The organism is Rhodobacter capsulatus, from assembly GCF_052363175.1.
GTDB lineage: Bacteria > Pseudomonadota > Alphaproteobacteria > Rhodobacterales > Rhodobacteraceae > Rhodobacter > Rhodobacter capsulatus_D.
Map to the genome: position 1 here is coordinate 135753 of NZ_CP198946.1, position 11718 is coordinate 147470.

Here is an 11718-nt window from a genome sequence, read left to right on the forward strand (position 1 = left end):
TGTCACTCCAGTGCAATCGCGGCGACCAGCGCCGCGCGCGTTGGTGCGACAACGCCGATCCGTTCGAGAACCTCGGTCGGAGGTATCCCGCTGGCTTGCTCCAGTGTGCGCAAGATCGGATTGTAGTTGTTCCAAAGGACCCTGTTGTCCGGAGCGAGCCTCGTGATCACCAGAAGGCCGGTCGGCGCGGTGTCGAGAAGCGTCAGCTTCAGATCGGGGCGATGCTTGCGCAGCAGCGGAACGATCCGCCAGACGTCGCCACACCAGACCCGGGACTGGCGGTCACGCTCGGCCTGAACCGGGTGGTTGGGCAACACATCATCGATCACGATGACACCGTTGCGGGGCATCTGCCGCTCGATATTCATGAAATCGCGCAGCGCGAATTCCAGAAGATGCATGCCATCAATGAACGCCAGGTCCGGTTGCCGCGGGAAGGGTTTGGTGCCGTGAAAAAAGAAGAAATCGTCACTGCTGCACGTGTGCAACGTGACCCGATCGGGCAACGGTTCGTTCAGCGCGGGTTCGGGGTCGATGGCCACCGCGTCGCAGCTTGCCAGCCGCAGGCTGTTGCCGCGCCGCACGCCAATCTCTGCGTAAAGTCCGGGTTTGACCAGATCATGCAACTCGCCCAGAACCTCAAGATAGGGGCGGGCGCCCTGCGTCTTTTCGGCGGCCGGATCGGGATGGGTGACCTCGTGCAGGATCGAGGTGGAAAGCTTCGGCGGCGCGGTCAGCGGCTGCAGATCGCCGCCCTTCTGGAACACGCCGACAAGATCGCACCAGGGGCCGCGTTCGTCGCGCCAGCAATGCACCAGCCGCAGCCCGGCCCAGTCGGCCAGCGCCTGATACGCATCCGGGTAGAAGCGATAGCAGTCAACCGGATAGCGGTGGATCGGCCCGGCCGAGGGCGCATTGATGAAGGCCATCCCGCCCGGTTTCAGCACCCTGCCGATCTCGGTGAAGACGCGCCAGAAATGCGCGCAATGCTCGATCATCTGCCCCGACATCACCAGATCGACCGAGGCATCGGGAACCGGCAGGCAATAGGGGTCTTGCAGCACGATGTCGACGCCGGGCCCGGCGGAGAGATCGAACCCGGTATACTGAGCGCGGGCGGGCATCAGCTGCCGATAGGATCCGTTCACGTCATAGGCGCCCAGATCGATCACACGCAGATCTCCCTCGGGCAGATACCAGTCGACGCAGCGTTTCATATTTTCCATCGACGCCGGATGCATGCTTGGCTTTTCCTCCCCGGGGCTGTTTCGCCAGTCGTGCGTCACCCATGGGCGACCGCAGTCAAGCTAACATCTTGGCGCGGCAGTGCCAGCCGCGTTTTTGTCCCGGGTGCGAAAACCAAAAGACCCCGCAGTCTGATGACCGCGGGGCCTTTTGGGTATTGGTGCCCAGAAGAGGACTCGAACCTCCACGCCTTGCGGCACTGGTACCTGAAACCAGCGCGTCTACCAATTCCGCCATCTGGGCGATGTCGTGAGGCGGGGTTTAGCCGGGCGGTTCGGGAGTGTCAACAGGGGGTCGCAAGAAAAATTTGACCGACATGTCAGATGCTCTACCCTCTGACCACGCAGGGCTTGTTTGACGGGGGCCTTGCGGCTAAATCAGTGCACAACGGTATGCAATGAGGGCGGAAGCGATGTCGAAGCTTGTCACCATCTATGGCGGTTCGGGATTCGTCGGGCGTTACATTGCCCGACGCATGGCGAAAGAAGGCTGGCGCGTGCGCGTCGCCGTGCGCCGCCCGAACGAGGCGCTGTTCGTCAAACCCTACGGTGCCGTGGGGCAGGTCGAACCCTTCTTCTGCAACATCCGCGACGACGCCTCGGTGCGCGCTGCAATGCAGGGCGCGGATGCGGTGGTGAACTGTGTCGGCATTCTGGTGAACGAAGGCCGCAACACCTTCATGGATGTGCAGGCCGATGGCGCCGGGCGCATTGCCCGCATCGCCGCCGAGCAGGACGTCGCCCGTCTGGTCCATATCTCGGCGATCGGTGCCGACAACGAATCGGACAGCGCCTATTCCCGCACCAAGGGCTGGGGCGAGCTGGCGGTGCAGAAAGCCTTCCCGAAGGCGGTGATCCTGCGTCCCTCGGTGATCTTCGGGCCGGAGGACGGCTTCTTCAACCGCTTCGCCGCGATGGCCAAGTTCGGCCCGCTGTTGCCGATCACCGCGCCGCTGACGAAATTCCAGCCGGTCTATGTCGATGACGTCGCCGCGGCGGCGGTGCAGGGCATTCTTGGCGAGGCTGAGGGCGTCTATGAGCTGGGCGGCCCCGATGTCGAGACCTTCGAAGACATCATGAAGCTGATGCTGAAAGTGATCGGTCGCAAGAATTTCGTCGTCGGCCTGCCGCATGTGGTGGCGCGCACCACCGCGGCGATCGGCGATACCGTGCAATGGCTGACCGGCGGTCTGCTGACCAACCGCATCCTGACCACCGATCAGCTGAAGAACCTTGGCCGTCACAATGTGGTCGGCAAGTCTGCGAAGACCTTCGCCGATCTGGGCATCACGCCGACGCCGATGGCCGCGGTTCTGCCCGATTACCTCTGGCGCTTCCGCCCGCATGGGCAGTATGAGGCGATTCAGGCTTCTGCGAAGAACCTCAAAAAGGTGTAATCTTGTCCTATCTGGCCGATGTCGTTCTGGGGGTGATCGAAGGGATCACGGAGTTCCTGCCGATCTCCTCCACCGGGCATCTGCTGCTGGCCGAGCAATGGCTTGGCGCAAGGTCGGAGACCTACAACATCGCGATTCAGGCCGGGGCGATCCTGGCCGTGACGCTGATCTACTGGCGCCGCATCACCGGGATCTTCCTTGGCCTCGGTGAGGCTGAAAACCGCGACTACCTGATCAAGCTGGTGCTGGCCTTCCTGATCACCGCCGTTCTGGGGCTGGTGGTCAAGAAGCTCGGCGTCGAGCTGCCGGAAACCGTGATGCCGATCGCCTGGGCGCTGGTGCTGGGCGGTTTCTGGATGATCGCGGCCGAGTGGCTGGCGGGCAAGAAGCCCGACAATGACTTCATCACCCTGCGTGTGGCGATTGCGGTTGGCATCGCCCAGATCATCGCCGGGGTGTTTCCGGGCACCTCGCGCTCGGGCGCGACGATCTTTGTCGCCATGCTGATGGGCACGACGAACCGCGCCGCCGCCACTGAATTCGCCTTTCTCGTCGGCATCCCGACGATGTATGCCGCCACCGGCTACGAACTGCTCAAGCAGCTCAAGGGCGGGGCCCCGGCCGAGGACTGGACGGCGCTGGGCATCGGCTTTGTCGTCTCGACCGTGACCGCCTTTGTCGCAGTGAAATGGCTGCTGACCTATATCCAGTCGCATCGCTTCACCTACTTCGCGCTCTACCGCATCGTCTTTGGCGGGGCGCTGCTGGCGCTGGGCGCGGCCGGTGCTCTGGTCTGAGCTTTCCAAAAGAACCGAATCACCCCCTTTCCGCACAAGATCGTTATCGGCTTTTCGAGATAGGTAAGTTTAGCTGCCATATTATTTCACCCCAAACCGCCCTTGCAGCGGCGTTGCGACGATAAATCCCTATTTAAGGTCATAACTGCTGACTTTTATTTTGATTGGACCGGGTGTAACAAGACCTCCCGAATTGACCCCAGTGGGAGGCGCAGCCATGGCTCAGCAACGCATGCTCAAATTCGTCACGACGGCGAAAGAGACGCCGGAAAAACGCGATGCCACCGCGCGCACCCATGACTTCGACGAGATCTACGCCGAATTCGCCGATGCGAAAGCGGCCGAGCAGGCCAGCCGGTGCAGCCAATGCGGCGTGCCCTACTGCCACAGCCATTGCCCGCTGAACAACAACATCCCCGACTGGCTGCGTCTGACCGCCGAGGGCCGTCTGGAAGAGGCCTATCAGGTCAGCCAGACCACCAACACCTTCCCGGAAATCTGCGGTCGCATCTGCCCGCAGGACCGTCTGTGCGAAGGCAACTGCGTGATCGAGAACTCGGGCCACGGCACCGTCACCATCGGCGCGATCGAGAAATATATCACCGACACCGCCTGGGAACGCGGCTGGGTCAAGGCGATTGCCCCGGCCATCGAGCGTCCGGAATCGGTCGGCATCATCGGGGCTGGCCCCGGCGGTCTGGCCGCGGCCGACGTGCTGCGCCGGGCGGGGGTGCAGGTCACCGTCTATGATCGCAACGACCGCGCGGGCGGGCTGCTGACCTATGGCATCCCCGGCTTCAAGCTGGAAAAAGACGTGGTTATGCAACGCGTCCGTCAGCTGGAACAGGGCGGTGTCGATTTCGTGCTGAACTGCAATGTCGGCACCGACATTTCCTTTGATGCGATCCGCGGCAAGCATGACGCGGTGCTGATCGCCACCGGCGTCTACAAGACCCGCGCGCTGACTGACCCCGGCTCGGAGGCCAAGGGCATCGTCCGGGCGATCGACTATCTGACCGCCTCGAACAAGAAAAGCTTCGGCGATGACGTGGCCGAATTCGACGATGGCACGCTGAACGCCACCGGCAAGCGCGTGCTGGTGATCGGCGGTGGTGATACTGCGATGGACTGCGTCCGCACCGCCATCCGTCAAGGTGCGACTTCGGTCAAATGTCTGTACCGTCGCGACCGGGCCAACATGCCGGGCAGCCAGCGCGAAGTGACCAACGCCGAGGAAGAAGGCGCGGAATTCGTCTGGCTTTCGGCGCCGAAGGCGTTCTCGGGCAATCCGGTCGACAGCGTCACCGTGCAGCGCATGCGTCTGGGTGCCCCCGATGCCTCGGGCCGTCAAAGCCCCGAGCCGATCGAGGGCGGCATCTATGAAGAACCGGCCGATCTGGTGATCACCGCGCTGGGCTTCGAGCCCGAAGACCTGCCCGCGATGTGGAATGTTTCGGCGCTGGAAACCACGCGCTGGGGCACCGTCAAGGCCAGCTTCGGCACCCATGTCACCAGCCTTCCCGGCGTCTATGCCGTGGGCGACATCGTGCGCGGGGCCTCGCTTGTCGTCTGGGCGATCCGCGATGGCCGCGAGGCCGGGGCCGAGATCGTGAAATACCTCGACGGCGCCGGTCGCGTCGCCGCCGAGTGATCCGCAATCCGCGAAAGGGCAGAGCCATGCTTCGGCATTGGGCAGGTCTTGGGGGCATTCTGGCCGCGATCGGGGGGCTTTTCACCGCCCTTCCCGCGGCTGCGGAGCCCAAATTCACCCCGCCGCCCGGCTGCACGTTGCAGACCACGGTGCAGATGCATTCCTGTCAGGTGGCCAATTACTACACCTGCGCAGGGGATGCTCCGGGCGATCAATGGGTGTCCTTCGCCGATGGCGAGGGCGAGTTCTTCGTCAGCCACACCGACGCCGAAACCCGCTGGGTGGAATCGGTCAGCCTGAAGGATGGCACGGTCGAAAAGCTGGATGCGGCCGGGTCGAAGGACAATGCCTCGTTCAGCACGCTTCTGGCGACGGGTCGGGACGATTACGACTTTGTCACCCGCAGCAGTGCGGGCGTCATGCAGCGCTTCAAGGGCTTTGACCAGCTTTCCGGTGAAAGCACGGTGATCGACGGGGTTCCCCTTGAACGCTGCAGCTTCGAGATGACGATCGAGGACGAGGCGGGCAACAAGCTTGCCACCCGCAAGGGGCAGCAGTTCATCAGCCGCCAGATGCGCGCCTTCTTTGCCGATGTCGAAAGCTTCGAAAATTCCTACGGCGATCAGGTGACCACGTCGGAAGCGCCGGTGACCTTCGCCTTTCCCGGTGACGACGATTTCGCCGCCGCCAAGCCGCAATATGACTGCGACATGATGATGACCGATCTGTCGCTTGACCATCCCTCGAAGGAGGCCTTGAGATGACGAACTACGACGAAGCCTGGGTTGCCGCCGAGGAAGCCAAGCGCAAGTGGATGGACGAACATTCGCTCTACAAGACCGAGGACGAGCATTCGTCTTGCGGCGTGGGGCTTGTTGTGGCGCTGGATGGCAAGGCCAGCCGCAAGGTCGTGGCGTCGGGCATCGATGCGCTGAAGGCGATCTGGCACCGCGGCGCGGTCGATGCTGACGGCAAGACCGGTGACGGTGCGGGCATCCATGTGCAGATCCCGGTGCCCTTCTTCTACGACCAGATCCGCCGCACCGGGCATGAACCCGACATGGAAAAACGCGTCGCCGTCGGCCAGATCTTCCTGCCGCGCACCGATTTCGGCGCGCAGGAACGCTGCCGCACGATCGTCGAATCCGAAGTGCTGCGGATGGGTCATTACATCTATGGCTGGCGTCACGTTCCGGTGAACACCAGCGTTCTGGGCGAGAAAGCCAATGCGACCCGTCCCGAGATCGAGCAGATCCTGATCCGCTGCGAAAAGGACATCGACGACGAGACCTTTGAACGCGAGCTTTACGTGATCCGTCGCCGGATCGAGAAAGCCGCGATCGCCGCGCAGATCGCGGGGCTCTACATCTGTTCGCTGTCGTGCCGCTCGATCATCTACAAGGGCATGATGCTGGCCGAACAGGTGGCCGAATTCTACCCGGACCTGAAGGACGACCGCTTTGAATCGGCCTTCGCGATCTATCACCAGCGCTATTCGACCAACACCTTCCCGCAATGGTGGCTGGCGCAGCCCTTCCGCATGCTCGCCCATAACGGCGAGATCAACACGATCAAGGGCAACATCAACTGGATGAAGAGCCACGAGATCCGCATGGCCTCGACTGCCTTTGGTGACGCGGCCGAGGATATCAAGCCGATCATCCCTGCCGGTGTGTCCGATTCGGGTGCGCTGGATGCGGTCTTCGAGGTGATGGTGCGCTCGGGCCGTTCGGCGCCGATGACGAAAACCATGCTGGTGCCGGAAGCCTGGTCGAAAGCCACGACCGACATGCCGAAGGCCTGGCAGCACATGTATGCCTATTGCAACTCTGTGATGGAGCCCTGGGACGGTCCGGCGGCGCTGGCCATGACCGATGGCCGCTGGGTCTGTGGCGGGCTTGACCGCAACGGCCTGCGTCCGATGCGCTATGTGGTGACCGGCGACGGCATGCTGATCGCGGGCTCGGAAGCCGGGATGGTGCCGGTGGACGAGATGAACGTCCGCGAAAAAGGCGCGCTCGGGCCGGGGCAGATGATCGCCGTCGACATGCGCGAGGGCAAACTCTACCACGACAAGGACATCAAGAACCGTCTGGCGAACAGCCAGCCCTTCGGTGAATGGGTCGAGAAGGTCGTCGATCTGAACGCCATCCTGCGCGACGTGCCGGAGAAAGCCGTCTACACCGGCGCCGAGCTGCGCAAGCGCCAGATCGCGGCGGGCTATTCGGTCGAGGAACTGGAAAACATCCTCGCGCCGATGGCCGAGGACGGCAAGGAAGCCGTGGCCTCGATGGGCGACGACACCCCGCCGGCGGTTCTGTCGAAGCAATACCGCCCGCTGAGCCATTTCTTCCGGCAGAACTTCTCTCAGGTCACGAACCCGCCGATCGACAGCCTGCGCGAAAGCCGGGTGATGTCGCTGAAAACGCGCTTTGGCAACCTGAAGAACGTGCTCGACGAAGACGGCTCGCAGACCGACATCTGGATCCTCGAAAGCCCCTTCATCGCGAATACCGAATTCAACGTGATGATGAAGACCTTCGGCGCGAAAGTGGCGCAGATCGACTGCACCTTCCCGGCCGGGGCTGATCAGGAAGCCCTACGCGAAGGGCTGGAGCGCATCCGCGCCGAGGCCGAGGATGCCGTGCGCTCGGGCGCGTCGCACCTTGTGCTGACCGACGAGCATCAAAGCCCGTCCAAGGTCGCGATGCCGATGATCCTGGCCACCTCGGCGGTGCATTCGTGGCTGACCCGCAAGGGCCTGCGGACCTTCACCTCGATCAACGTGCGCTCGGCCGAATGCATCGACAGCCATTACTTCGCCGTGCTGATCGGCTCGGGCGCGACGACGGTGAACCCCTATCTGGCGCAGGACAGCATTGCCGACCGGATCGAACGCGGTCTGCTGGAAGGCACGCTCGAAGATGCGCTGCGCCGCTATCGCGATGCGATCGACGCGGGCCTTTTGAAGATCATGTCGAAGATGGGGATCTCGATCATCTCGTCCTATCGCGGGGGTCTGAACTTCGAAGCCGTGGGTCTGTCGCGCGCGATGGTCGCCGAATATTTCCCCGGCATGCAAAGCCGCATTTCGGGGATCGGTCTGCACGGCATCCAGCACAAGCTGGAGCAGGTGCATGGCAAGGGCTGGCTGGGCGGTCAGGACGTTCTGCCGATCGGCGGCTTCTACAAGGCGCGGAAATCGGGCGAGAAACACGCCTGGGAAGCGCAGACGATGCACATGTTGCAATCGGCCTGCGAGCGCTCGAGCTTCGATCTGTGGAAGCAATATTCCGCGATGATGCGGGCCAATCCGCCGATCCATATCCGCGATCTGCTCGACATCAAGCCGCTGGGCCGTCCGGTGCCGATCGAGGAAGTCGAAAGCATCACCGCGATCCGCAAGCGCTTCGTGACGCCGGGCATGTCGCTGGGGGCGCTCAGCCCCGAGGCGCACAAGCTTCTGAACGTCGCGATGAACCGCATCGGGGCGAAGTCGGACAGTGGTGAAGGCGGCGAGGATCCGGCGCATTTCGTGCCCGAACCGAACGGCGACAACCCCTCGGCGAAGATCAAGCAGGTGGCCTCGGGGCGTTTCGGTGTGACCGCCGAATACCTGAACGCCTGCGAAGAGCTGGAAATCAAGGTGGCCCAGGGTGCCAAACCCGGCGAGGGTGGCCAGCTTCCGGGCATGAAGGTGACGGAACTCATCGCGCGTCTGCGGCACTCGACCAAGGGCGTGACGCTGATTTCGCCGCCGCCGCACCATGACATCTACTCGATCGAAGACCTCGCGCAGCTGATCTATGACCTCAAGCAGATCAACCCGCGCGCCAAGGTGACGGTGAAACTGGTGGCCTCGTCGGGCGTCGGCACGATCGCGGCCGGGGTGGCAAAGGCGAAAGCTGACATCATCCTGATCTCGGGCCACAATGGCGGCACCGGGGCCAGCCCCGCGACCTCGATCAAATACGCCGGTCTGCCTTGGGAGATGGGCCTGACCGAGGCGCATCAGGTGCTGGCGATGAACAACCTGCGCGAGCGGGTGACTTTGCGCACCGATGGTGGCCTGCGCACCGGGCGGGATATCGTGATGGCCGCGATGATGGGTGCCGAGGAATACGGCATCGGCACCGCCGCGCTGATCGCGATGGGCTGCATCATGGTGCGTCAGTGCCAGTCGAACACCTGCCCGGTGGGCGTGTGCACGCAAGACCCGAAACTGCGCGCCAAGTTCACCGGCACGGCGGACAAGGTGGTGAACCTGATCACCTTCTACGCGCAGGAAGTGCGGGAACTGCTGGCCTCGATCGGCGCGCGCTCGATGGACGAGATCATCGGCCGGGCGGATCTCTTGACGCAGGTGAACCGTGGCTCTGCCCACCTTGACGACCTCGACCTGAACCCGCTGCTGATCACCGTCGATGGCTGGGACAAGATCGTCTACGACCGCTCGAAACCGCGCAACTTCGTGCCCGATACGCTCGATGCCGAGATCATCAAGGATGGTCACCGCTTCTTCGAGGACGGCGAGAAGATGCAGCTCTCCTATGCCGTGCGCAACACTTTGCGCACGATCGGGACGCGGGCTTCGAGCCACATCGTCAAGAATTTCGGAATGCGCAACGCGCTGCAGCCCGATCATCTGACGGTGAAGCTGACCGGCTCCTGCGGGCAGTCGCTGGGCGCTTTCGCGGCGCAGGGGTTGAAGCTGGAGGTTTCGGGCGATGCGAACGACTATGTCGGCAAGGGGCTGTCGGGCGGCATCATCGTCGTGCGTCCGCCGATGTCCAGCCCGCTGACCGCGGCCGAGAACACGATCATCGGCAACACCGTGCTTTACGGTGCGACCGATGGCTATCTGTTCGCGGCGGGCCGGGCGGGCGAACGCTTTGCCGTCCGCAACTCGGGCGCCAAGGTGGTGGTCGAGGGCTGCGGCTCGAACGGCTGCGAATACATGACCGGCGGCGTTGCAGTGATCCTTGGCCGGATCGGCGCCAACTTCGGCGCGGGCATGACCGGTGGCATGGCCTATCTTTACGACCCGGACAACGTGGCCGAGGATTACATGAACCTCGAAAGCCTCGTGACCTGTGGTCTGGGCCACCCGCATTGGGAAGCGCAGCTCAAGGGCCTGATCGAGCGGCACGCCGCCGAAACCGGCTCGGCCAAGGCGAAGGCGATCCTGTCGAACTGGGAGGCCGAGCGGAAGAACTTCCTGCAGGTCTGCCCGAAGGAAATGCTGGTGCACCTGCCGCATCCGCTGACCGATGAACCGAAAGCGGTTCCGGCCGAGTGATCGGGCGAACATGACAGGGGGCGGGGTCCGGTGACCCCGCCCTTTCCCATTTCGGTGCGGCTTGACCGGGCTGCCCCCGGCGTGACAGATGACGCAATGGCGCCGCGCAAGAAAAACCCGATCAAAGCGACGATTCCCCCGGGGCGGACGGCCTCTGTCGGGCAAATTCTGCGTGCGCCGCTGCGCTTTGCCGGGGCCTGGGCGGCGCGGATCGGGCTTGGCATTCTGGCGGCCTATCTGGCGCTGATCGTGCTTTATGATGTCGTCGATCCGCCAACGACCTTCACGATGTGGAGCGAGAAGCAACGGCTGGGCAAGCTCGATCAGGAATGGACCGATTTCGAGGATATCGCGCCGGTCATGGCCCGGTCGGTCGTGGCCGCCGAGGATGCGAATTTCTGCACCCATTGGGGCTTCGACATGGGGGCGATCCGGCAGGCGATCGACAAGGGCGCCAATCGCGGGGCCTCGACGCTGTCGCAGCAGGTGACGAAGAACGTCTTCCTGTGGCAGGGCCGCAGCTGGGTGCGCAAGGCGCTTGAGGCGCTTCTGACCCCCGCGGTCGAGGCGGTCTGGACGAAGCGGCGCATCCTGGAGGTCTATCTCAACGTCGCCGAATTCGGCGAGGGCGTGTTCGGCGTCGATGCGGCTGCCTTCCATTATTTCCGCACCACCCCGGCGAAGCTGTCGCCGCGGCAGGCGGCGCTGCTGGCGGCGGTTCTGCCCGACCCCAAGGACCGCAATGCCGCGCGTCCCTCCCGCTATGTCTCGAAGCGGGCCAATCAGATCGCGGATGGGGCCGAGACGATCAAGGTCGACGGCCGCGCAGATTGCTTTTCGCGATAAGTCGGCGCGTTGCGCGACAGCTCTTGGCGGCGGGATGGACAGTGGGTGACCGCAACGCTAGTCTGACCACATGGCGGCGAAGCGTCTGATCTCATTTGGGAGAATTCTTGTGATGATGGGTGCAGGGCTTGCCCCCGTCCCGGGACATGCTGACCCCGGGATCACGCTCAGTTGCCTTCCGCAAACCGAAGAGGTTGCAAAGGTCTGTGCGCTGATGCGCGACGTGATCGCGGCGGGAAAGCCGGAACACGCGGTTCAGCTGGTCGATGCGGACAGGCATCCTGATACGTCTACGGCGGTTCGGCTGAACGTCGAGCGGCTGACAAAGGACATGATCGCCGTTCATCTGGAATGGCGACACCCCGCCCGGCACTGGCAACGGGGCGAGACGATGGTGTTCTCGGTCATGGACCGAGAGCTGAGTGCGCCGATGATGAGCCGGTTTTTTGAAACCCTCTGGGCTGAAACCCCTGTCGCAAGATAG

8 protein-coding genes and 1 tRNA gene are annotated in these 11718 nt (G+C 63.3%); 7 read left to right on the forward strand and 2 right to left on the reverse strand.

Annotated features, from left to right (window positions below; translation table 11 throughout):
• Nucleotides 1–2: 2 nt before the first annotated feature.
• Together ACTTAI_RS01430 and ACTTAI_RS01435 are read right to left on the reverse strand one after the other, a co-directional pair.
• A complete protein-coding gene (locus ACTTAI_RS01430) occupies nt 3–1217 on the reverse strand; it encodes a methyltransferase domain-containing protein (protein WP_444453713.1) in 1215 nt (404 codons plus the stop codon).
• 186 nt (nt 1218–1403) lie between these two features.
• Nucleotides 1404–1488: transfer RNA gene (locus ACTTAI_RS01435), tRNA-Leu, on the reverse strand.
• A gap of 169 nt (nt 1489–1657) precedes the next feature.
• Between ACTTAI_RS01435 and ACTTAI_RS01440 the strand changes: the two genes are divergently transcribed.
• The 7 genes from ACTTAI_RS01440 (at nt 1658) to ACTTAI_RS01470 (ending at nt 11718) form a co-directional block, all read left to right on the forward strand.
• A complete protein-coding gene (locus ACTTAI_RS01440; protein WP_444453715.1) occupies nt 1658–2641 on the forward strand; it encodes a complex I NDUFA9 subunit family protein in 984 nt (327 codons plus the stop codon).
• 2 nt (nt 2642–2643) lie between these two features.
• Nucleotides 2644–3438, forward strand: a complete 795-nt coding sequence (locus ACTTAI_RS01445; protein ID WP_444453717.1) for an undecaprenyl-diphosphate phosphatase — start codon at nt 2644–2646, stop codon at nt 3436–3438.
• A 217-nt stretch (nt 3439–3655) separates the two neighbouring features.
• Nucleotides 3656–5089: an NAD(P)-dependent oxidoreductase gene (locus ACTTAI_RS01450; RefSeq protein WP_444453718.1), complete on the forward strand. Its 1434-nt coding sequence runs from the start codon at nt 3656–3658 to the stop codon at nt 5087–5089.
• A gap of 26 nt (nt 5090–5115) precedes the next feature.
• On the forward strand, nt 5116–5853 hold the full coding sequence (locus ACTTAI_RS01455) for a hypothetical protein (RefSeq protein WP_444453720.1): 738 nt from the start codon (nt 5116–5118) through the stop codon (nt 5851–5853).
• Nucleotides 5850–10388, forward strand: a complete 4539-nt coding sequence (gene gltB / locus ACTTAI_RS01460; RefSeq protein ID WP_444453722.1) for a glutamate synthase large subunit — start codon at nt 5850–5852, stop codon at nt 10386–10388. The genes ACTTAI_RS01455 and gltB overlap by 4 nt, the downstream gene beginning before the upstream one ends.
• Nucleotides 10389–10484: 96 nt before the next feature.
• Complete coding sequence (gene mtgA, locus ACTTAI_RS01465; RefSeq protein ID WP_444455683.1) at nt 10485–11234, forward strand: monofunctional biosynthetic peptidoglycan transglycosylase; 750 nt, start codon at nt 10485–10487, stop codon at nt 11232–11234.
• Between the two features lie 70 nt (nt 11235–11304).
• Nucleotides 11305–11718: a hypothetical protein gene (locus tag ACTTAI_RS01470; protein ID WP_444453724.1), complete on the forward strand. Its 414-nt coding sequence runs from the start codon at nt 11305–11307 to the stop codon at nt 11716–11718.